The organism is Methylobacter sp. S3L5C (assembly GCF_022788635.1).
Lineage (GTDB): Bacteria > Pseudomonadota > Gammaproteobacteria > Methylococcales > Methylomonadaceae > Methylobacter_C.
This window is the reverse complement of the sequence record NZ_CP076024.1, coordinates 3756602-3777322: the sequence shown is the minus strand read 5'-3', so window position 1 is coordinate 3777322 and position 20721 is coordinate 3756602. Positions and strand designations below refer to the sequence as shown.

Genomic DNA, 20721 nt, shown 5'->3' with positions numbered 1-20721 from the left:
ATAATAACCCTTAATCCCTTGAAGGGGTTGTATCTGTTGGCATCGAAATATTTCTGAGAATCTATAAATCATGTTCTGACAGCATTATCTGTGATGTGCACGTTTATGGTGGCGGAGATAACCGATGAAAATGATTCAACTGCTATACGTTGAAAATGTTATCAGCAGAAAAAAAAGAGAGCTGCACCAGAAATTGGCTTTTTTTATGCTGGTAGAAAATCAGGGTCATGACAAGAAAATCGATGTTCTATGGGCTGGTGAAGATGGCGTTTGGCATATGCTACCGGCAACCTGGCATAGTAATTTAGGTCATCATGAAGAGTACTGGCAAGCGCAAATAACAGCTATCAGCACAGCAGATAAGTCACTGCCGGGTAATATTACTATTGCCTTGCGTTATCAGGTACAGGGCAGAGAATATTGGGATAACAAATATGGCTTAAATTATTCCAGTCAGGCCGATTCCGGAATTAAAGTTGTTACCACTCATCCAGTACTCAATATCGGCTTTGTAAATAAACTAAATGATGGGCAAAAATACGTTCCTGTTAGCGTATCAGTAAATCATGCGGTTAATGCCAAAACAGTGACTATTCACTGGACAACGGATAATTGGCAGCATAGTTATAAAACTCCCTGTAATTTCAAAAGAAATTATTGGGATAAAAAATCGGGCAGCAATGCCAGAAATCCAAATCAATATGGTTCTCAGATTTGGCAAGGATTGCTCAAAATAGATAATGCTTTTCGAGTGCAATACACCATTTCCTGTGAATGCGACGATAAGGTTTTTTGGGACAATAATCAGGATAAAAACTATTCGGTTAGTCATGAACCGTTAAAAGTTATGATTCTTAATTTACACTGCTATCAGGAAGATAATCAGGATTTTAAATTTTCACAAATAGCGACAGCGATTAACGATCTGGATGTTGATGTTGTCTGTTTTCAGGAAGTCGCCGAGCTTTGGAACGATGGACAGGGTGACTGGAACAGCAATTCAGCTAAAATAATAAACGATCGACTTAATTCCCCTTATCATCTTTACACGGATTGGTCGCATTTGGGTTTTGATAAATACCGCGAAGGCGTTGCTATCTTAAGCCGATATCCGCTCTTGAAACAGGCATCAAAATATGTTTCGGGCAGTCATAGTGCCTACAGTATCCATTCCAGAAAAGTCGTAATGGCACAAGTTAATGTGCCTTACATGGGCTTGATTAATTTTTTTTCGGCGCATCTGAGTTGGTGGGATGACGGCTTTTCAGAGCAGTTTAACAAACTAAGTGAGTGGGTTCGAGATAACCAAACAGAAGCGGTGAGTGCAACCATGCTGTGTGGTGACTTTAATATCACGGCAGGATCAGAGGGCTACAGTCTGGTGGTTGGCGCCAATGTGTATGATGATCAATTTCTGGCCGTTAACGACCAAGGTGCATTTGAAAAGATATTTAAAGTAAATGACGCCCATTGGCAACATTACCTTGCCGATGATTACCGTATTGACTATATTTTTATGAATAAGGCCAGTCAATTACATATTATTTCAGGAAAGGTGCTATTTACTGAAGAAGATTACGGTCGCGTTTCGGATCACTGTGGTTATTTCATGATCTTTGAGCCGAAGTAAAGTTATCAACTCTATTATTAATCTGATGAATAAAAATAATATAAAAAATTTACTTTTCTGCCCGGTAATTACATGCAAATAGCAGAGCACTATGCCACTCCCGTTCATGGGTATTTGGGCGGCTATTTTCAGAGAGTCAATGACTATAATGATAAATTTGCTGTGCGCTGGGGGAAAATAGAATTTGATATGTTCTTCGGCGTTCAGGCTAATCTAAAAGTTATTCTCAAAGTGTATCGTGACCATGGATTATGCGAAACTTACATTGTTGATACGGATGCTTTTGATATCCAATGGGATCGGCATAAGCGCTGCACACGTGATTTCTATATATTACCGTTTTCCAATAATCATGGCCCGATTAATTGCATCAAGTTTTCATTTGTTGTGCACCGGGACGAGCACTCTATCCCGTCTCAAAATGATTATATTTTTATGGATAATCATCAAGCGCACGATGCACTTCCGCAGTATAGAAAGATTACCGGCGAATGGGCAACGACTAATAATTATCGAACCTACGAATTAAATGCCGCCGAATTACAAAGCGACGTCGATTGGTATAATCACCATTTTGAATCCTTAAACCTGACGCCAAAATTTACCAAAGGTCAGCAATATCACCCTTATCATCCCAAACGTTTTATCCATGATCATATCGATAAGGTGATTCGGAGCAAGTGGGAAAACCCTGGTCGACTTTGTACCATTAAAGTGAGTGTTGACTGCATTGATGACTCGGATTTTGTTTCCCATTTAATTCACGCCAGTCAGCAGGGAGTTTTGGTGCAGTGTATTGTGGACTGGCGCAAGATGACTCTCACCAATAGTCACAACTATGCAAGATTGAAACGTGCACGACTTGAGTTGATAGGCGTCTTCTGTACACCTCAGCATCATCTCATTGAAGTTGAGCCGGATATGCATACCAAATTTGTTATTTTTAACGATGAGGACTGCATACTGGGTTCATTCAATATCACCTTCGATCGCTGGTGGGCTAATTGGGAATCCGGCATGACTTTTCATTCCAAGGGTGTCTGTCGACTGCTTGATAATATATTTCAGAGTCAGCGTGGTGGGGTTAATCAAAAATACGGCATTAATCCCTTAAGTCATTTTAATCTGCTTTATACCTTTGGCAGGCAGATGATGCTTAACGGGAAACCCTATCGACCGCATCACGCCATCCTGGCAGAAATTCATCGTGCCCGGCATTCGATCAAGTTGTGTTTGTTTTTAATGGGCGATTTGCTGGGCGATTATCATGATAGTGTGGTTGATGCTTTGATACATGCCAAAAATAGAGGCGTTTATGTACATGTTCTTTTTAATGGACATTTAGCCAGGCAAGGACAGATTGGTGTTGCACGACCTATGGCAGATGAACTTAATCGCCCGTTATTACCGGCAGTACAACGCTTAAAAAATGCCGGTATTTCAGTCGGTTTGGTGTATGGCCAAGACGATCACCCCGTCCCTTATTCGCCGATTCATTCCAAATATTGTGTTATTGATGATTCAATTGTTATAGAAGGCAGTTTTAACTGGTATAACACCTCTGTTTTTTCTCATGACTTATTGGTAGTGGTTAATAATCACCAGGTAGCACAACCTTACCTCTATGAATTTGAGCAAATACAGCGTTCGTTCAGGGTTTATTACTGATCAGGTGATTTTAAAGAAGAAAGATAAGGCTTGTCAGTAGTGTCTGATAGTTAATTAGCTCGTAGCATCTGTGTAAATAATCCTGTAGTAATTACCGTGTTATAAGTAGCAGAATTTTTGAGGGCTACATTAATATCAAGCAACAATAAATGCGTTATGAATACAATTGAATATGATTTTGACCCGACTTATGGATATTCGCTTGACCAGTTGCTGGAGGTAAAACCGCCGAAAGAGCCGAAAGACTTTGATAGTTTTTGGCAGCAACGCTATCAAAAAGCATTAACTATTAATCCGCAGCCACAGACAAAGATTATTAGTGAAGACAGTCAAGGCTGGCGTGTATTTGGGATCAGTTACATTTCTACCGATAATTTTCCTGTTCGAGGTTGGTTAATGGTGCCAACTTCTGGCGTTATTAAGCGTGGATTTATCGTCGGACACGGCTATGGCGGACGCGATGGGCCTGATTATCATTTGCCCTTTAAGGATGCGGCCTTGTTGTTTCCCTGTTCTCGTGGCTTGGGGCTCAGTGCCCAACCATCGATTTCTTCCGAACCCTGTTGGCATGTCCTGCATAACATTAACCAAAAGGATCGTTATATTCTGGGGGGGTGTGTAGAAGATGTATGGCTGGCAGTTACTGCTATGTTGTCCTTGTTTCCAAATTTGGCAGGACGCTTGGGTTATTTGGGTATTAGTTTTGGCGGCGGTATTGGCGCTTTGGCGTTAGCGTGGGAGTCTCGTATTAGCAGAGGTCATCTTAATGTACCCTCTTTTGGTCATCATCCTTTACGATTAAGACTTGCTTCCAATGGCAGTGCACATAGCGTTCAGCAATATTATTGTACGCATAAAAAACAGACACTTAACGTTTTACGCTATTACGATGCAGCTTTGGCAGCAAAACGAATCACTATACCCATGCATTGTGCCTGCGCAAAATTTGATCCTTGTGTTGCTCCGCCCGGACAGTTTGCAATATACAACGCATTGCCGGAGCAAAAACAATTGTTCATTTTGGAGGCAGGGCATCATAACTACTCTAATCAGGTACAGCAAGAATACGAACTCATTAATCAACTCGATGCTTTTTTTGCACCGCTTGGCGAAGACTAAATTGACATAAGCATTGGAGAGATATGATGAACCGCGAATATCACAAGTGGTGGAGTGATGGCTTGCAGCGTGATATGGAGTTGCTGGTATTTGGTCATGCCGGCGCCAAAGTATTGGTTTTTCCTTCGCGCATTGGACGATTTTACGAGTATGAAAACTTGGGGATGGTCGCGTCTTTAAGGCACAAGATAGAACAAGGCTGGATACAGCTTTATTGTATTGATAGTGTTGATGCGGAAAGTTTCTACTGTGAATGGGCGCACCCTTCCGGCCGTATTAAGCGGCATATAGACTTTGAAGAATATATTTTGAACGAAGTGTTACCTTTTATGCACAGCAAGAATCCGCATGATTGTGTGATTTCTCATGGCTTAAGTCTGGGTGCCTTTCATGCCGCTAATATCGTTTTTCGGTATCCTCAGTTTTTTCAAAAATTGGTTGCCTTTTCTGGTCGCTATGATCTTACGCTGAATGTAGAGTTTTTTAACGATCTTTTTGATGGTTTTTATAACGAAGATATTTATTTTCATACGCCCAGTCATTTTTTGCCTAATCTGGAATGTTCGTGGCGCTTGGGCAAATTAAGGGAAATGGATATCACTCTGGTTATTGGTAAAGAAGATCCGTTTTTGCAGAATAATGAACAGTTAAGTTCAACATTATGGCAAAAAAGTATTAATCATCAGTTAGTGGTTTGGGATGATAGGGCACATAGTGGTTATTATTGGCGACGTATGGCAGTGCTTTATATTTAAATATTTTAGTGCAATACTTCAGACAGTTTTGATTTGATTAAAAAATAGTCTGGAAGCCTTCAGTATGTGAAGTTGTAATCAACGACGATAACAACTCAACACGCCAAAGGCCTCCATGAACTTAATAGAACCCATTTTTCAGCAAATGTCCAGTGTAGCAAAACCGCAGCGTAAGTTTATGTTCATCTTGCTAACAACCCTGACTTATCTGCCGGGACGGGTAAATTTCCGAAACCTTGGCCGTTATAGTGCTCTGAATGAAAAAACCTTTTCGAGATGGTTTCGTCGCTCGTTCGATTTTGTTACCTTCAATTTGCTGAGCTTGAAAGATTTAAAGATTTAACGAATAGGGGTGAATGGATATCAGCAATTGATGCCAGCTTTTTACCCAGAAGCGGTCGCAGCAGTTACGGCCTGGACTGGTTTTGGAACGGTTCACAGGGACAAGCGGAACGCGGACTGGAAATTTCACTGCTGGCCTTGGTGGATGTGACACACAACACAGCCTATACGCTGTCGGCTTATCAAACGCCCGCTTTGCCCAAAGCACCGAAGGTAGCTGAAGTCGTCAAAGAGTCGACCGTAAATAGCGAAACCAAGGTGGCTCAAGATGTCGAGAAGACCCCGAAGAGCAAAGCCGAGAAAACGCCCAAAGAAACCCGGATCACCCGGGTAGATAGCTACCTTGATCACGTCAAACGGGATACCAAGGGACTGTTGGGGAAAATCCGTTATCTGGTCGCCGACAGCTTTTACGCCAAGACCAAGTTTATTAATGGCGTGGTAGAACATGGCTTGCACGTGACCAGTAAGTTACGGCATGATGCCGATCTGCGCTGGTTATATACCGGTGAACAAAAAGCCAAAGGTCGACCTCGCAAGTTTGCAGGCAAAGTGTGTTTTGATGATTTATCACGCTTTGAACTGGCCGGAGAAATCGATGGCCAGCACGTCTATACCGCTATCGTCAATTCGCCGACGTTCAAACGTAATCTGCGGATTGTCTATATCGTGCGGGAAGAAAAAGGCAAAACCTATACCGCATTATTATTCTGCACTGACATTGACTGTGCCACCATGGACATTCTGCGCTATTACAAGGCAAGATTTCAGATTGAATTCGTGTTCCGCGATGCCAAGCAATACACTGGACTATGCGATTGCCAAGGGACTTCCGAAGCAAAGCTGGACTTCCATTTCAATGCTTCACTGGCCGCACTGAATCTGCTGCGTCTGGAAGACCGGCAGCAAGCTTTGGAAGGTGCGGGCCGCAACGTCATTTCTATCGCCAGTTGGAAGACCCGTAAATTCAATGCGCATTTATTGGAAAGGTTTTCTTGCCACTTAGGGATCGACTTTACTGCCATAAAATCTAGCCAAGGCTTTGCAGCCCTCTGTAACTATGGGGCTATCGCTGCGTAAACTATCCGAAGTATTGTTAGTGACTACCAGCCAATTAATTATGGTGGTTAGTATGACAAAACAGGTAGTAAAAATTAGTTTTTAGGTTTTTAGACAGGCAGGATTTTCTTATTAGTTAGCTTATCGAGTAATAGTATTTTCCAATAACAGAAAAAAGCTTTATAATGCTGGGCTGTACGGAGCATTCCGCTCCTCCTTGCTTTACCTTCTTTTTAAGACAGAGAGGGGAGGCTTAACCGAAAGGAAAAATAATGCGACATTATGAAATTGTCTTTTTAGTCCATCCTGACCAAAGCGCTCAGGTTCCAGCAATGATTGAACGTTATAAGTCAACCATTGAAGCTACATCCGGTACTATTCACCGTTTGGAAGACTGGGGTCGTAGACATCTGGCTTATCCAATTAAAAAAATTCATAAAGCCCATTATGTGCTGATGAATGTTGAGTGTGATCAGGCTACGCTGGAAGAATTAGAAAGTGGCTTTCGTTTCAATGATGCTATTTTGCGTAGTATGACTTTATTGCAAAAAGCAGCCGTCACTGAAACTTCTACTATTGCCACATCAACAGCGGAAGAAAATAAAGCAGCTGAATCAAGAGCTAAAGATGCCGCTGCCAGAGAAGCAGTTGCAGTTCCTGTAGCAGGCGATATTGAAGACGAAGCTTCAGAAGATGACGATTCTGATGAGGCTGATGCTGACGAAACAGCTCCTGAATAACACTTTTAACTTATTGGATTACGGAAATTATCATGGCACGTAACATTAGACGCAAAAAATTCTGCCGATTTAGTTCAGAAGGCGGAACACAGATTGATTATAAAGATCTGGATTTATTAAGTGATTATATTACTGAAACCGGCAAAATTGTTCCTAGCCGAATTACAGGAACCAGCGCCAAGTATCAAAGACAGCTATGTGTTGCAATTAAACGTGCTCGTTTTATTGCCTTGCTGCCGTTCTGCGACGCACACAAATAACATCATATCGGAGGGGCTGTGAATTTTTTAGCGAAATATATTATGCGTGGCAGAATGCAGGCTATGTTAGTCGCTTCTTCTCTCGCCTTATTGTCACTAATGATGCCCCCTGTAAGTGTTGTAAGTTCAGCCACTGTTGCTCTCGTTACCTTAAGACGAGGTGCATTCGAAGGCTTCTATGTTTTGGCATGCTCAAGTGTGGCAGCCGGATTATTAGGGTTTCTGGTACTAGGTAACTATCAGTTTGCTTTGCTTTATGTAATGGTTCTATGGTTGCCGGTTTGGTTAATTTCAATCGTCTTGAGAGAAGGGCAGTATTTATCTCTGGCGGTTGAAATTGCGATATTGATTGGCATAGTTGGTGTTATAGGTTTTTACCTTACTGCCGCAGATCCAGCGTTGATGTGGAAAGCCGTTCTTTCGCAAATGATCCCGGCCGATGCACCCGTTACAGATATTCAACGTACAATTGATATTCTTGTGCATTACATGACTGGAGTGGTTGCTGCCGGTTCAGTATTTGGCTTGCTGTTTGGCTTGTTTTTAGGTCGATGGTGGCAGGCAAATCTCTATAATCCAGGTGGTTTCAAGGAAGAGTTTTTGTCTTTGGAAACCAAGCCAAGGCTGTCAATAGGCAGTGTTGCGGTTATAGTCATTGCATTAGCCAGCTCTGGAGCAATATCTGAAATAGCATGGAATGTCAGTATCCTGCTTTTTGTGTTATACACAGTCAGTGGAACCGCTGTATTACATACCGTGTTTTCAAAGATGAAGCTAGGCCGGTATATGGTGCCTATGCTCTATATAACGTTGTTTCTAATACCTCATATCATGTTGCTTGTTGCCTTGATTGGTTTGAGTGACCCGTGGTTGAACTTACGAAAAAGAAAATAGAATACACACACGCCTGACGGCGTATAAATAATTGGTTAAAAACCGAAAGGTAAGGATTTAAAGATGGAAGTCATTCTTCTTGAAAAGATAGCAAACTTGGGTAGCTTGGGTGACAAAGTCACTATTAAATCAGGTTACGGAAGAAACTATCTTGTTCCACAAGGTAAAGCTGTTCCTGCAACAGTTAAGAAAATTGCCGAATTTGAAGCACGTCGTGCCGATCTTGAAAAAGCCGCTGCTGAAAAGCTGAGTGCTGCTCAAAAATTAGGTAATGAATTAGGCAAGCTGCAAGTTGTAATTGCCCATAAAGCGGGTGACGAAGGCAGATTATTTGGTTCCATAGGGACTAATAATATTGCTGATGCTATTACTGCAGCAGGTATTGCTGTCGGAAAACATCAAATTCGTTTGCCGCATGGAGCGATTCGCCTTATTGGTGATTATGATATTGATATTAATTTACATTCTGATGTTATCGTAACACTGAGTATAAAAGTTGTTGCTGAATCATAGTTTTTAAAAATGTAAAGCGAAAGGTGTAGGTGTTGGTTTTTAATCTGATGTCTACACCTTTTTACCATGCGAATTATTTATTCTTGTTTTTTTTACCTGTTAATTCCCTTCATACTTTTACGTCTGCTCTGGCGTGGTATAAAAGCACCTGCCTATCGATGTCGATGGCGTGAACGCTTTGCTTTATATAATAAAAAATTCCCTCAAGATGTTATCTGGTTTCACGCTGTCTCCGTAGGCGAAGCTGAGGCTTTATTCCCCCTGGTTCGACATATACAAAGGCAACATCCAGATGTCAAGTTGTTAATTACCACCACTACACCGACAGGATCTGCTCGGGTTACTGAGGTAATGCAGGAAACAGTGGCACATGTTTACCTTCCTTATGACATCCCTGGCGCAGTCAATCGGTTTATACGCTGTTTTAAGCCTAAGTTGGCGGTTATTATGGAAACGGAAATCTGGCCAAATCTATTTATGTCTTGCGGCAAAAATAATATCCCCTTATATATTATTAATGCCCGATTATCAGAAAAGTCATCTCGTGGTTATCAAAAAATCCCCTCGTTGGTTCATTCGGCTTTAGCTCAGGTTAAAGGTATTGCAACACAAACAATAGATGATGCAAGCCGGTTTATTGCTATTGGTGCGGACAGTGATAAAGTTAGCATGTTAGGCAATATAAAATTTGATGTTGAAATTCCACAATCAATTATTATTCAGGGTTTACAGGTAAAAAACGATTTGTTTGGTGGACGATTTGTTTGGTTGATTGCCAGTACCCATAAAGACGAGGAAGCTTTGTTTTTGGAGATTTATAAAGAAATCAAGCAAAAAATTCCTGAATTATTACTGGTGATAGCGCCAAGACATCCCGAACGTTTTGCTGATGTTGAAAAGCTGTGTGAACAATTACAACTAGCGGTAGTCATGCGCACGTCAGGTAACATCATAAATACAGAAACTGATGTTTATCTGGCTGATACCATGGGTGAATTAAAAATTCTGTATGCGGCTGCAGATGTTGCTTTTGTCGGCGGTAGCATGGTGCCTACCGGCGGTCATAATATTCTGGAGGCCTCTGCTGTGGGCATTCCTGTAATGTTTGGCCCTTATATGACCAATTTTAAAGAGATAGTACGCGGAGTATTAAGTGGTAAGGCTGCCATTCAATGCCAAAATAAAGAGGATGTTGTCAATGCCATGTTGGCATTATATGAGCAGCCAGCGTACAGAGCGGCATTAGCCGAAAAAGGATTACTATTTGTGCGTCAGAATCAGGGGGCAATTGCCAGAATTTATGCAATGCTTAATCAGGTTATTTAAATATATCTTGAAAGCCCGACAATCAAACATTTTGACTAACAATAGTAGTGCTTATTTTGTCAGTATTTTTAGCTCAAAAAATAAGAAGTAGTTATTAATTTCTACTCTAAATCAAGCTCGAGCGCACACCCAAACATCCACCTGATCGACTCCTGCTTTTTTTAATAGATAAGCCAACTCATGGGCAGTTGATCCGGTAGTCATTACGTCATCAAGGATGGCGATATGTTGGGCATGAATAGGATTGATAATGGAGAAAGCATTTTTGATGTTTTTACGGCGTTGTTTTGCAGTTAAAGCGGTTTGATGTGGCGTGTCACGATGTTTGATGCAGCTATTCAGGTCTAAAGGAATTTTTAATTCTTTGGCAACTGTTTTCGCAATTTCGATAGCCTGGTTAAAGCCCCGTTGTTGGTAACGGATTTTATGCAGTGGAACAGGTAGTATTAAATCAGGTCTTTGCGTTGTTTGTTTCAGGTGTTCAGCCAGTAACAGGCCCAGTAAACGTGCGTTTTTGTAGTGTGCACCAAACTTTAATGAGGTAATCAGGTGACGCATTTCGCCTTGATAGATAAAGGGTGCGTAAGTTTCATCAAAGGCTGGATTTGAACTTAGACAGCGTCCACAAAGCACAGGCGAAGTTATTGGCGTTTCAAAAATTTCTGCACATCGATAACAGCACTGATTATTTCTAAGTAAGCGCTGGTAACACGAATTACATAAATCGAGGCCATTTGATCCGGTATTGCCACACAAGATGCAGGTAGGCGGAAGTAGGTAATCCTGTATAATATTAATCCAGTTGTGTACACTTTTCATTTCAACAGGTTGACGAGTGATGTCATTGCTTGTTACTCATAATTTATTACTGTAGCCGGAGATAACCGAATGCCTGAAAACCCCGCCATTAACCGTCACGTTTCACTGGCCATTCGTCATGATTGGCAACTGGATGAAGTGCAAGCACTTTATGCTTTGCCTTTTAATGATTTGCTTTTTCAGGCTCAAATCGTCCATAGAGAGCATTTTGATCCTAATGAAGTTCAAATTAGTAGCTTATTGAGTATTAAAACCGGTTCGTGTTCAGAAGATTGTGGTTATTGTCCGCAAAGTGCGCGTTATGATTCAGGTTTAACGCCCGAGGCACTAATGCCGGTTGATGCCGTTTTAAAAGCCGCCAAGCAAGCCAAGGATCAAGGTGCTTCACGTTTTTGTATGGGCGCGGCCTGGCGTAAACCAAAAGACAAAGATGTTGAACGGGTGATAGAGATGGTTCAGGGTGTCAAAGCACTGGGCATGGAAACCTGTGTTACCTTGGGAATGCTGACCGATGCCCAAACACTCCGGTTAAAAGAAGGTGGTTTGGATTATTACAATCATAATCTGGATACTTCTGAAGAGTATTATTCTGAAGTCATTACGACAAGAACCTATCAGGATCGTCTGGATACTTTGGCGCGGGTTAGAGATGCCGGTATTAACGTGTGTTGTGGTGGTATTGTTGGTATGGGTGAAAGTGATGTTGATCGCTCTAATTTGTTAATCCAGTTGGCCAACATGCCCAAGCACCCTGAAAGTGTGCCGGTTAATATGTTGGTTCAGGTTGAAGGTACGCCGTTAATGGGTACGGAAGTTTTGGATCCACTTGTTTTTATCAGAACATTGGCGGTTGCCAGAATTATGATGCCCAAATCACGGGTGCGTTTGTCAGCGGGTCGCAGCAAAATGAGCGATGAAATGCAGGCTTTATGTTTTTTTGCGGGTGCAAATTCTATTTTTTACGGTGATAAATTATTGACAACCGACAATCCAATGACTAACCACGATTTGGCGTTATTTGACCGCTTGGGTATTTATTCAGGCGGTTCAAGTTACGCCTGATGACAATTGCATTTTCACAGTTACCGGGTAATCTGGAAGCTATTGCTGACGCAGGTTTGTATCGTTCCCGACGCATTATCGCTTCGCCTCAAGGTGTTAATCTTCAAATCGACGGCCGCAATGTCGTCAATTTTTGCAGTAATGATTATTTAGGTCTGGCAAATCATCCTGAGGTAGTTAGCGCTTTTAAAAATGCCGTTGATCACTACGGCGTTGGCAGTGGTTCCGCACATTTAATCTGTGGGCATAGTGCCGCTCATCACGCACTTGAAGAAGAGTTGGCGGCCTTCACCGGTCGTGATCGGGCCTTATTGTTTTCTACCGGTTACATGGCCAATATGGGCGTAATGTCGGCGTTGTTAGGCCGAAGTGATGCGGTGTTTGAAGATCGTTTAAATCATGCTTCTTTGCTGGATGGTGGTTTGATCTCGGGTGCAAGGTTTAAACGCTATGCCCATGCGGATGTTGAAAATCTTACGATTCAGCTTAAAAAATCAACAGGTAATAAATTGATCGTTACTGATGGCGTATTCAGTATGGACGGTGATTTTGCGCCCTTGACAGCATTATCTGTCACCGCAAAAGCCAGTGCTGCGTGGTTAATGGTTGATGATGCGCATGGACTGGGCGTAATCGGTGAACATGGTGGTGGGCTTTTGGAATATTACGGGCTTAACCAGAAAGATGTACCCGTGTTAATGGGGACGCTGGGTAAAGGCTTTGGCACTTTTGGCGCATTCATAGCGGGTTCTGACGCATTAATTGAAACCTTGATCCAGAAAGCCCGTACCTATATTTATACCACGGCATTACCTGCAGCAGTCGCAGAAGCTACGCGGGCCAGTTTAAAAATCGTTATTGCAGATAATTGGCGCAGAGATAAGCTTAAAAAGCTGGCGGATCGTTTTAGGCTGGGGGCAGGGCAGGCAGGTTTGTCTTTGGTAAATCCTCTTGATGCTAAAAGTAAAGACCATATCACTTCCGCAATCCAACCGATTATCATTGGCGCGAGTCAACGAGCTGTAGATATCAGTAATGACTTGTTGAATGCCGGTTTTTTAGTCAGTGCAATCAGACCGCCCACAGTGCCAAAAGGGAGTGCGCGCTTACGGGTAACGTTTTCGGCATTGCATGAAGAATGTCAGGTTGACCAGTTGCTGGATACGTTGGTTAAGGCAACGAGAAAGTGAAAATAAGCCAAAAACTTTTCACCATGAATGACTGCATGGATGCAGGAACTAGAGCACCAATAGTAGGCTCCTTAAGAGACGCAGGAGCAGTTGCCGAGACACGAAGGGTACGAAGAAGAACAGGGGTTTTTCATTGCCAAGTTGATAATTTAAAGCTAAAGCGTGACGAAGCTTGGAAATCCATGAGCCGTATTTTGAAAGTCATTGACGTTTTTAAACGTACTGGTTGGGGTTTGCAATCCTCGACCGACATCGTTTTATGAGCCAAATGGTTCACTATTTTTGTGCAAAAACGAATGACTAAAATTCATCAACAAACTTTTGGTAAAGGCAAACCCGTGGTGCTGGTTCATGGCTGGGCTATGCATAGTGGCATTTGGCGACATTTTGCCCAACAGTTAGCAAAAAATTATCAAGTGACCTGCGTTGATTTGCCGGGGCATGGATACAGTGAAAATATTGATTCATTTGCACTGGAGCAGATCAGTGAAGCGCTGGTTAATGCCGTATCTGATGAAAGTAGTTGTTGGTTGGGTTGGTCGTTGGGTACGACGGTAGTGCTGGATATAGCCAACCGTTTTCCCGAGCGTGTTAATTCTCTGGTTTTATTGGCAGGAAATCCTTTGTTTACCCAAACAGGGCAGTGGTCGGGCATGAATGTTAGTTTGTTAGAGGCCTTTGCCGGGCAGTTGAATGAAAGTTGTCAAGCGACTTTGCTACGCTTTTTATCCCTGCAAGTGAGTAACTTACCGGATTACAAAATCTTGTTGAAAGCGCTTAAATCAGCAGTCATGGAGTGCAATGCACCTGATAAAGAAACTTTGCAAGGTGGTTTGCAGATATTAAAACATGCCGATTTACGGCAAGCTTTATCTGACATAACGGTGCCGGTTTCTGTGATATTAGGTGGCAGGGATACGTTAGTACCCATCAGTGTAGGTCAAAATATGCAAGCGTTAGCGCCTAAAATAGCAATTAATATCATTGATAGAGCAGGGCATGTCCCGTTTTTGTCACATCCCGAAGAGGTATTAACCATTATTTCCTGTTTTTTGGATAGGCATAATGATCCTGGATAAAGTCAGAATTAAACAATCATTTTCAGCCGCTTCATTAACTTATGACAGTGTCGCCGGATTGCAGCGTACCGTAGGTAGAGAATTACTCCATGCCATTGATGCAACCAAGCTGACTGATACCTTGTTGGACTTGGGGTGCGGTACGGGGTTTTTAACCGGTGAGTTATTAGTACATTCGAACTATGAAACTGTTATTGCTCTGGATATTGCTTTATCGATGTTGCAAACAACGCAAGGCAAGTTGTCTGATAAATACCGCGTTAACTATATCTGTGCAGATGCAGAGCACTTGCCTCTTGCCGAGAAAAGTATTGATGGTGTTTATTCAAACCTTGCCTTGCAATGGTGTCGAAATTTGGAGGTAGTTTTTACTGATATTAAACGGGTATTAAAACCGGAAGGTCAGCTTGTTTTTTCGACATTTGGCCCACAAACACTACAGGAGCTGAAAAGTGCGTGGGCTACTGTTGATAACTACAATCACGTTAATACTTTTTACAGCGAAGCACAGTTAAAGCTGTTTCTTCAGCAAGCGGGATTTAAAAATAGTCAGTTTAAAAGTAAGCTTTATATATCTCCTTATGATTCTGTTTGGATGTTAATGCAAGAGTTAAAATGCTTGGGCGCACAGCACGTGATTGCCGGTCGCAATAAAAAAATAACCACAAAAACAGCAATGCAGCAGATGATTTTAGCTTACGAAAAATATAAAGTCAGTGGTCAGATTTCAGCGACTTTTGAAGTTATTAGCGTTATCGCCAAGGTGTAACATTATGGAACAAGGCTATTTTATAACCGGTACCGATACCAATGCCGGAAAAACCTGGGCGACTATTGCGCTGATGCGTTATTTTAAGCAGCAAGGAAAAACCGTTGTTGGTATGAAACCAGTCGCAGCAGGTTGCTCTATGCAGAATGGAAAATTGAAAAATGAAGATGCCTTGTTGATACAGGAAAATGCATCATTCAAGATTGACTATGACTTGATCAATCCCTACGCATACGAATTACCTGTTTCGCCGCATATTGCAGGCACAACTAATCCTGTCAAGCTGGCCAGTATTGTCGAGTATTTTACTGTTCTGAAAGAATTAGTTGAAATCGTAGTGGTCGAAGGTGCCGGAGGTTGGTATGCGCCGTTGAATGATCACGAAGATATTAGCGATTTGGCAAAAGCGCTTGCATTGCCGATTATACTGGTGGTTGGCATCAAATTGGGTTGTATCAATCATGCAAAATTAACTTATTTAGCAATACAACACTCGGGTGTGCCCTGTGCTGGGTGGATTGCCGTATGTGTAGACCCTCACATGTTAAAGCTTAATGAAAACATAGACACCATTGTAACCGCTTTGGACGTTCCTTTGCTGGGTATGTTGCCTTGGTTGGAAAGCGCTGATTTTGATTTGTTGGCGAGTAAATTGGCGTTGTAAAAAATTTCTTAGTGTTCTGCTCATTTTGAGCTTTGGATTATCCTGGCCGTTATCAGACGGGAAAATATATTGCCGTGGTAATTCCCGGTTTAGCCCAACCCCGGATTACTGATCATAAATATCAGTGGCTCTATTTACAATAAAACTTGGTATGACTACACGAAAAATGCATGGCAACAATGAAATTGCCTGTGGAATCGATTTTGGAACGTCTAACACAACAGTTGCCATTGCTACTGGTAGTCATCATCCAATAACACTGGTTCCAGTAGAGGAAGAACATTTAACGATACCGTCGACAATTTTTTTTCCGGCAGAAACTAACAGTGTTCTTTTTGGCCGCAAAGCAATCAACGCCTATGTCGCAAGAGAAGATGGCCGCTTCATGAGAAGTTTTAAGCGGGTGCTTGGAACTTCTTTAATGAATGAAGGAACTATCATCGGCGGAAGAAAAACAAAATTTGAGTCCATTATCGGCTATTTTATTGAGGATATAAAAAATAAAGCCGAGTTATTTGCAGGCAGAGAAATCAGTAACGTTGTTGCAGGAAGACCCGTTCATTTTGTCAATGGCAATGATAAGGCGGATAAGGAGGCAGAAGGTCAACTTGAAGCCATATTTACATCGGCCGGTTTTAAAAATATTCGCTTTCAATATGAGCCAATTGCCGCTGCATTCGCTCATGAATTAACGATGGGCGATAAAGAGCGCTTAGCTATTGTTATGGATATTGGTGGGGGTACCTCGGACTTTACGATAATGCGTTTATCCGGGCGTTATATCAAAAAGCCTGAGCGCCAAGAGGATATTTTGGCTAATGCCGGAGTAAGGATTGGTGGTAATGATTTTGATCGGGCATTGAGCCTGAAATCTTTTATGCCATTATTGGGCATGGGTTCTTTATGGGGTTCAAAAGGTCTGACTTTTCCAATAACACCTTTTTTTGATTTGTCAGAGTTGAGTAAAATTCAATACATGTATACGCGAAAATATAAAAGGGATTTAAGCGCGTTAATCAGCCAGTCAACCGACAAAGCCCTTACCAACAGGCTGTTATCAATTGTTGAGGAAGAACAGGGGCACATATTGATGTCTCTCATTGAAGAAACCAAGATTCAGCTTAGCTCAAACGAGCAAGCAATTGCTGATCTGGCTTTTATTGAAGCAGGTTTGCAAGTGTATAGTAATCGGACACAATTTGAAGAGAGTCTCTGTGCGAGCATCGAGAATCTTCAGGAAATCATTAATGAATGTGTGGTGATGGCGGGTGTTAAAACAGATGAGGTTGCTCTCGTTATACTTACCGGCGGTGGTACAGCCATTCCGATCATTCAACAAATCACCCGTCGATTATTTCCAATGGCCGAAATTTCCGATGGGAACCGTTTATCCAGCGTGGGTTTTGGTTTGGCTTGTGATGCAAGTCGGTACTATTTGGGGAGTAATTGACTCAATCAACAACCACACATATTTGTTAAGTACTGGCAAGATCAATTTTTAGGCAATATCCAAAAATTAGTATACCCAAGTGGCGCAGGATTTTTGTTTATTTTCAACGACTGCAAGGATGCAGGAGCTAGAGCAACGCAGAAGCAGTTACCGAGGCGGAAAAATAGTCGCGTAGCTGGCTACGTAACTATTTTGACAACGCAGAAAATAAATAAAAAGACCAGCGAATTGGGTATGTTCTTCGCAGGAAATCGCCTTAATGCTTGATACAGTATTTAATAAGGCCATTGAAAAATAACTTCTCAATTAAACTCAAGAGAAAATCTGCTTATGTTTACGCTACCCTCCTTTTGGAACCTTATTATCTCTACCCTTGTGTTCTTTATAGCAGCCAGATATCTACAGGGTTATCTGGAAAAGCGTGGTTTGGCCAAAGGTATGACACCCAGCATACTGGTGTTTATACTCGCATCAGGAGTGTCTTGGGGTTCAGGTGAAATAGTAGACTGGACACAAGAAAAAATACAGGGGCCACAATTGGTAGTACAAGCTTCTGGAGATCTGTCACAACTGCTGACAATGATTGGTCAAGAACCACAAGCAGTGATCACAAAATTAAAAGAGTCAGGCTCAAAATAAAAGCCTGACGGTACTTGTCCATTTATAAATATTTAACGGTAAAAAAAAAATGAATAATGATAGTCAAAAAATAGTAATAGCCAAAAACTTTGCGAAACTGCACGAGGCCCCATTTGCTTTATGGACGCCTGATAAGGATTATCTGTCAGAGGATGATCGATATTTAACTGTATATGACAACCTTATTATGGGTGTTTATGGTGATTGCTATGGGGTTAATGCCGAATATGATGAGGCAGGTGATTTAATCAATGAAGCGACTGAATTTGAAGTTGAGGTTGATCAATTTGAGTCAACCAATGATCATAATGCAATGTTTTGCTTTGAAATAACCAGCGAAGTAACAGGAGCCAGTAAATTTATTGAAGATCATGGCAGACATGGTAATTGGTAAGCAGGTGAAAATCTTGATTTTACCAAAGTCAGTGTTTTGGTTTTTAAATCGATAATAAAATATCAAAAATAAAATTCTCTCATTCCAATATATTTACCTGTATGCAGCGCATAAAATCGATAAGATAGGATGTCGTGGTATGCAGGCAGAAACTATTTCCCGGTTCGAAAAATTTTAATCGCACCGTGATTAAAGCCAATCAGATAGCTTATACTAAATAACAAAAGTTAAGGCCTGTGTAACATCAGTGAAAAATCATCAGAGCATCAGGTTGTAATATAGTATTGTCATCTTACACGATGGCATTATATATTTGAGTCAAACCATTATTACTTTAAGAGGAAAAATTAATGAACGAGAGAATTATTATGCGCACAGGAGAAGCGTTGGTTGCTGGTGGGCCACCCGGAACAGCAGCCGAACCTGAAATTATTATTGGGGCGCTTGACGGGCCTGTGGGCACAGCAATTGCCACCATGACGGCAGGTCAAGTTAGTGGTCATACACGGGTATTTGCCATTTTAAATACCGATATTCAGGTCAGGCCGGTAACCTTGATGGTTAGTAAAGTCACTGTTAAAAATAGCCGCTACACGAACATTTTAATGGGCACGGTACAAGCTGCAATTGCCAATGGTGTTTTGGATGCCGTCCGTGCCGGAGATATTCCTAAAGAAAAGGCCAACGATTTAGGTATTATCGTCTCGGTCTGGCTAAATCCCAGTGTAGCGACTGATGATAATCTGGATCATAGAATCCTTTTCGATATTCACCGTAAAGCCATGTCAACCGCTATCCATAAGGCCATGAACAATCAACCGGGGATCGATTGGTTGCTGGAAAATCAGGATAAAATTATCCATAAATATTTCCAGATGGGCCTGGATGGAAAAATTTAGATACTCAAACGGAGTCAGCCTAAAGGGAATTATAATGATTCGTTTAGGTTGACTTGACCGGCGAAGCCGTCTGGAGCTCTGTACAATTGGAGCGAGAGTTTTTTTAAAACACCAACCAGAGTGCGACAAGCGGTGCTATATTCAGCAGGATAATCCCAATTTTGTAAAGGGCCATACTGGCATAGTGGAGCGCATCAAAGGTTTCAGTCGAGATGTTAAACCAGCGGCTATGGAGGCGATACAACCAGTCGTGGGCAAGGCTGAAGACGCTAAACCAAATTATCAGTGTTGTGTAGTTTAATGCGAGATTGTAAAGCAAAAGTTCTTTGATGGTATTTGGATTCATCGCGGTATATCGTTTTCCTTAAAATTACTATAGCCAATTATAGTTGAGCATTATTACAATAATTGTAGGTTTTTTTCATAAACTCTATGGGACTGTTGATTCAGACTTGTTATTGCACAATAGCCATAAATCGCTTGGGCATTCTGTTAGTAGTATTAGCTTTATAAATTGTGCTGCTTTTAATTTGGTGATATCACAGTTATCGTGCCCGGTAGGTGGCAGCCATGATACTCAATGGTACAAAGTTGGATAGGATGCTAAAATTGCCAACTTGGGCGATTTCCTGTGAAGAATATATCCACATCGCTGGGGTTTTTATTCATTTACCGGGGTGTCAAAATAATTACATAGTCCGTTATGTGCCTATTTTTGATAACCCGACAGTTGCTCATGTATCTATGCAGTCGTTAAAAATGAACAAAAAACCTGTGGCATTTAGGACTATTAATTTCCGGATATCAACTTAACACTTTAACAATATTAATTTTTTAGGAAGAACATGAGTAAAATTACCATAGAACATAATCCTAGTGATGAGCGTTTAAATGAACTGGGTGTATCCAACTGGGAAATATGGGAAAAAGAAATTTCAACCTTTCCAATCGATTTTGATGAAACTGAATGCGCTTATATATTGGAAGGCGAAATTTTGGTGACACCTGCTGGAGGCGAGCCGGTAAGAATTCTACCGGGTGATTTGGTATCATTCCACGCGGGATTGGATAGTCAATGGGAAGTAATCAAGCCATTGCGTAAGCATTACAGTTACGCATATCCCAATGGTGTTTAGTCGGTAAATTTTACTAGCCGACAGCATTCAGGGTATTTTGCCGAATTTAGAAGTCATCCGGAATAAAAATTGATAGCGTAAATTTAACCTGACACTTAGTAATCAATAATGGTCAGGTTAATTTTAAACGATACGTTTTTTGCTGAAAGTTGATGCCGTAATAATTCACTGTTGTAATCATCAAAAGCGGATGTAAAATTTAGCGTCAAGAAGAAGTTATTTTGTCGTTACTTGTTTGATTATCTGAAAATAAGCCATAATTATTGTCCGGAAATACAGCAACTCTTATGAATAGAATTGCTGATGGACAAGAC

General features: G+C 41.4%; 23 protein-coding genes and 1 pseudogene. 21 read left to right on the top strand and 3 right to left on the bottom strand.

What is annotated here, in order from left to right:
- Positions 1 to 124: 124 nt before the first annotated feature.
- From KKZ03_RS17140 to waaA, 10 genes are all read left to right on the top strand, one after another.
- Complete coding sequence (locus KKZ03_RS17140) at positions 125 to 1630, top strand: endonuclease/exonuclease/phosphatase family protein (protein WP_243218003.1); 1506 nt, start codon at positions 125 to 127, stop codon at positions 1628 to 1630.
- A gap of 72 nt (positions 1631 to 1702) precedes the next feature.
- On the top strand, positions 1703 to 3298 hold the full coding sequence (locus KKZ03_RS17135) for a phosphatidylserine/phosphatidylglycerophosphate/cardiolipin synthase family protein (RefSeq protein WP_243218002.1): 1596 nt from the start codon (positions 1703 to 1705) through the stop codon (positions 3296 to 3298).
- Positions 3299 to 3454: 156 nt separating this feature from the next.
- Positions 3455 to 4417 (top strand): acetylxylan esterase, encoded by a 963-nt coding sequence (locus KKZ03_RS17130; protein ID WP_243218001.1) that lies wholly within the window; start codon positions 3455 to 3457, stop codon positions 4415 to 4417.
- Between the two features lie 23 nt (positions 4418 to 4440).
- On the top strand, positions 4441 to 5172 hold the full coding sequence (locus KKZ03_RS17125) for an esterase family protein (protein WP_243218000.1): 732 nt from the start codon (positions 4441 to 4443) through the stop codon (positions 5170 to 5172).
- Positions 5173 to 5448: 276 nt separating this feature from the next.
- Positions 5449 to 6594 (top strand): transposase, encoded by a 1146-nt coding sequence (locus tag KKZ03_RS17120; RefSeq protein ID WP_243217999.1) that lies wholly within the window; start codon positions 5449 to 5451, stop codon positions 6592 to 6594.
- A gap of 251 nt (positions 6595 to 6845) precedes the next feature.
- Positions 6846 to 7313 carry a 30S ribosomal protein S6 gene (gene rpsF / locus KKZ03_RS17115; protein ID WP_243217998.1) on the top strand — a complete coding sequence of 156 codons (468 nt, stop codon included), beginning with the start codon at positions 6846 to 6848 and terminating at the stop codon, positions 7311 to 7313.
- A 32-nt stretch (positions 7314 to 7345) separates the two neighbouring features.
- Entirely contained in the window at positions 7346 to 7573 is a 228-nt protein-coding gene (rpsR, locus tag KKZ03_RS17110; protein WP_243217997.1) for a 30S ribosomal protein S18, read from the top strand.
- Between the two features lie 18 nt (positions 7574 to 7591).
- Positions 7592 to 8467, top strand: a complete 876-nt coding sequence (locus tag KKZ03_RS17105; RefSeq protein WP_243217996.1) for a DUF2232 domain-containing protein — start codon at positions 7592 to 7594, stop codon at positions 8465 to 8467.
- A 63-nt stretch (positions 8468 to 8530) separates the two neighbouring features.
- Positions 8531 to 8980 (top strand): 50S ribosomal protein L9, encoded by a 450-nt coding sequence (rplI, locus tag KKZ03_RS17100; RefSeq protein WP_243217995.1) that lies wholly within the window; start codon positions 8531 to 8533, stop codon positions 8978 to 8980.
- 66 nt (positions 8981 to 9046) lie between these two features.
- The gene (gene waaA, locus KKZ03_RS17095; RefSeq protein ID WP_243217994.1) at positions 9047 to 10306 is read left to right on the top strand and encodes a lipid IV(A) 3-deoxy-D-manno-octulosonic acid transferase; all 1260 of its coding nucleotides are present in this window, start codon (positions 9047 to 9049) and stop codon (positions 10304 to 10306) included.
- Positions 10307 to 10417: 111 nt separating this feature from the next.
- On the opposite strand, the gene KKZ03_RS22105 is transcribed toward waaA, so the two are convergent.
- Both KKZ03_RS22105 and KKZ03_RS22100 read right to left on the bottom strand, forming a co-directional pair.
- The gene (locus KKZ03_RS22105) at positions 10418 to 10864 is read right to left on the bottom strand and encodes a ComF family protein (RefSeq protein ID WP_371744922.1); all 447 of its coding nucleotides are present in this window, start codon (positions 10862 to 10864) and stop codon (positions 10418 to 10420) included.
- 66 nt (positions 10865 to 10930) lie between these two features.
- Positions 10931 to 11125 (bottom strand): annotated as a pseudogene (locus tag KKZ03_RS22100) (double zinc ribbon domain-containing protein); the annotation flags it as partial.
- A 69-nt stretch (positions 11126 to 11194) separates the two neighbouring features.
- Between KKZ03_RS22100 and bioB the strand changes: the two are divergent.
- From bioB to fae, 10 genes are all read left to right on the top strand, one after another.
- The gene (gene bioB / locus KKZ03_RS17085) at positions 11195 to 12187 is read left to right on the top strand and encodes a biotin synthase BioB (protein ID WP_243217992.1); all 993 of its coding nucleotides are present in this window, start codon (positions 11195 to 11197) and stop codon (positions 12185 to 12187) included.
- On the top strand, positions 12187 to 13377 hold the full coding sequence (gene bioF / locus KKZ03_RS17080; RefSeq protein ID WP_243217991.1) for an 8-amino-7-oxononanoate synthase: 1191 nt from the start codon (positions 12187 to 12189) through the stop codon (positions 13375 to 13377). Before bioB ends, bioF begins: the two co-directional genes overlap by 1 nt.
- A 23-nt stretch (positions 13378 to 13400) precedes the next feature.
- Positions 13401 to 13640: a hypothetical protein gene (locus tag KKZ03_RS17075; protein WP_243217990.1), complete on the top strand. Its 240-nt coding sequence runs from the start codon at positions 13401 to 13403 to the stop codon at positions 13638 to 13640.
- Between the two features lie 33 nt (positions 13641 to 13673).
- The gene (bioH, locus tag KKZ03_RS17070) at positions 13674 to 14456 is read left to right on the top strand and encodes a pimeloyl-ACP methyl ester esterase BioH (RefSeq protein ID WP_243217989.1); all 783 of its coding nucleotides are present in this window, start codon (positions 13674 to 13676) and stop codon (positions 14454 to 14456) included.
- Positions 14443 to 15225, top strand: a complete 783-nt coding sequence (gene bioC / locus KKZ03_RS17065; protein ID WP_243217988.1) for a malonyl-ACP O-methyltransferase BioC — start codon at positions 14443 to 14445, stop codon at positions 15223 to 15225. The genes bioH and bioC overlap by 14 nt, the downstream gene beginning before the upstream one ends.
- 4 nt (positions 15226 to 15229) lie before the next feature.
- Positions 15230 to 15889 (top strand): dethiobiotin synthase, encoded by a 660-nt coding sequence (gene bioD, locus KKZ03_RS17060; RefSeq protein WP_243217987.1) that lies wholly within the window; start codon positions 15230 to 15232, stop codon positions 15887 to 15889.
- 151 nt (positions 15890 to 16040) lie between these two features.
- Positions 16041 to 17339, top strand: coding sequence for an Hsp70 family protein (locus KKZ03_RS17055; protein WP_243217986.1), 1299 nt, complete (start codon positions 16041 to 16043; stop codon positions 17337 to 17339).
- 330 nt (positions 17340 to 17669) lie between these two features.
- Positions 17670 to 17978 (top strand): hypothetical protein, encoded by a 309-nt coding sequence (locus KKZ03_RS17050; protein WP_243217985.1) that lies wholly within the window; start codon positions 17670 to 17672, stop codon positions 17976 to 17978.
- 49 nt (positions 17979 to 18027) lie between these two features.
- On the top strand, positions 18028 to 18372 hold the full coding sequence (locus KKZ03_RS17045; RefSeq protein ID WP_243217984.1) for a hypothetical protein: 345 nt from the start codon (positions 18028 to 18030) through the stop codon (positions 18370 to 18372).
- Between the two features lie 350 nt (positions 18373 to 18722).
- The gene (fae, locus tag KKZ03_RS17040) at positions 18723 to 19271 is read left to right on the top strand and encodes a formaldehyde-activating enzyme (protein ID WP_243217983.1); all 549 of its coding nucleotides are present in this window, start codon (positions 18723 to 18725) and stop codon (positions 19269 to 19271) included.
- Between the two features lie 103 nt (positions 19272 to 19374).
- Here the strand turns inward: fae and KKZ03_RS17035 are convergent, their stop codons facing one another.
- Entirely contained in the window at positions 19375 to 19617 is a 243-nt protein-coding gene (locus KKZ03_RS17035; protein ID WP_243217982.1) for a DUF6868 family protein, read from the bottom strand.
- A gap of 499 nt (positions 19618 to 20116) precedes the next feature.
- Here KKZ03_RS17035 and KKZ03_RS17030 point away from each other — a divergent pair, with 499 nt between their 5' ends.
- Positions 20117 to 20407 (top strand): cupin domain-containing protein, encoded by a 291-nt coding sequence (locus KKZ03_RS17030; protein ID WP_243217981.1) that lies wholly within the window; start codon positions 20117 to 20119, stop codon positions 20405 to 20407.
- The last annotated feature ends 314 nt before the right edge of the window (positions 20408 to 20721 follow it).

Bases quoted from the DNA above. Each gene is read 5' to 3' on its own strand.
- KKZ03_RS17135 (WP_243218002.1), top strand. From the start codon at position 1,703: ATGCAAATAGCAGAGCACTATGCCACTCCCGTTCATGGGTATTTGGGC.
- rpsF (WP_243217998.1), top strand. From the start codon at position 6,846: ATGCGACATTATGAAATTGTCTTTTTAGTCCATCCTGACCAAAGCGCT.
- rpsR (WP_243217997.1), top strand. From the start codon at position 7,346: ATGGCACGTAACATTAGACGCAAAAAATTCTGCCGATTTAGTTCAGAA.
- waaA (WP_243217994.1), top strand. From the start codon at position 9,047: ATGCGAATTATTTATTCTTGTTTTTTTTACCTGTTAATTCCCTTCATA.
- KKZ03_RS17055 (WP_243217986.1), top strand. From the start codon at position 16,041: ATGACTACACGAAAAATGCATGGCAACAATGAAATTGCCTGTGGAATC.
- KKZ03_RS17125 (WP_243218000.1), top strand. From the start codon at position 4,441: ATGATGAACCGCGAATATCACAAGTGGTGGAGTGATGGCTTGCAGCGT.
- KKZ03_RS17050 (WP_243217985.1), top strand. From the start codon at position 17,670: ATGTTTACGCTACCCTCCTTTTGGAACCTTATTATCTCTACCCTTGTG.
- KKZ03_RS17035 (WP_243217982.1), bottom strand. From the start codon at position 19,617: ATGAATCCAAATACCATCAAAGAACTTTTGCTTTACAATCTCGCATTA.
- KKZ03_RS17130 (WP_243218001.1), top strand. From the start codon at position 3,455: ATGAATACAATTGAATATGATTTTGACCCGACTTATGGATATTCGCTT.
- KKZ03_RS17120 (WP_243217999.1), top strand. From the start codon at position 5,449: ATGGTTTCGTCGCTCGTTCGATTTTGTTACCTTCAATTTGCTGAGCTT.
- KKZ03_RS17140 (WP_243218003.1), top strand. From the start codon at position 125: ATGAAAATGATTCAACTGCTATACGTTGAAAATGTTATCAGCAGAAAA.
- fae (WP_243217983.1), top strand. From the start codon at position 18,723: ATGAACGAGAGAATTATTATGCGCACAGGAGAAGCGTTGGTTGCTGGT.
- KKZ03_RS22105 (WP_371744922.1), bottom strand. From the start codon at position 10,864: ATGCGTCACCTGATTACCTCATTAAAGTTTGGTGCACACTACAAAAAC.
- rplI (WP_243217995.1), top strand. From the start codon at position 8,531: ATGGAAGTCATTCTTCTTGAAAAGATAGCAAACTTGGGTAGCTTGGGT.
- KKZ03_RS17030 (WP_243217981.1), top strand. From the start codon at position 20,117: ATGAGTAAAATTACCATAGAACATAATCCTAGTGATGAGCGTTTAAAT.
- bioC (WP_243217988.1), top strand. From the start codon at position 14,443: ATGATCCTGGATAAAGTCAGAATTAAACAATCATTTTCAGCCGCTTCA.
- bioF (WP_243217991.1), top strand. From the start codon at position 12,187: ATGACAATTGCATTTTCACAGTTACCGGGTAATCTGGAAGCTATTGCT.
- KKZ03_RS17045 (WP_243217984.1), top strand. From the start codon at position 18,028: ATGAATAATGATAGTCAAAAAATAGTAATAGCCAAAAACTTTGCGAAA.
- bioB (WP_243217992.1), top strand. From the start codon at position 11,195: ATGCCTGAAAACCCCGCCATTAACCGTCACGTTTCACTGGCCATTCGT.
- bioH (WP_243217989.1), top strand. From the start codon at position 13,674: ATGACTAAAATTCATCAACAAACTTTTGGTAAAGGCAAACCCGTGGTG.
- KKZ03_RS17075 (WP_243217990.1), top strand. From the start codon at position 13,401: ATGAATGACTGCATGGATGCAGGAACTAGAGCACCAATAGTAGGCTCC.
- bioD (WP_243217987.1), top strand. From the start codon at position 15,230: ATGGAACAAGGCTATTTTATAACCGGTACCGATACCAATGCCGGAAAA.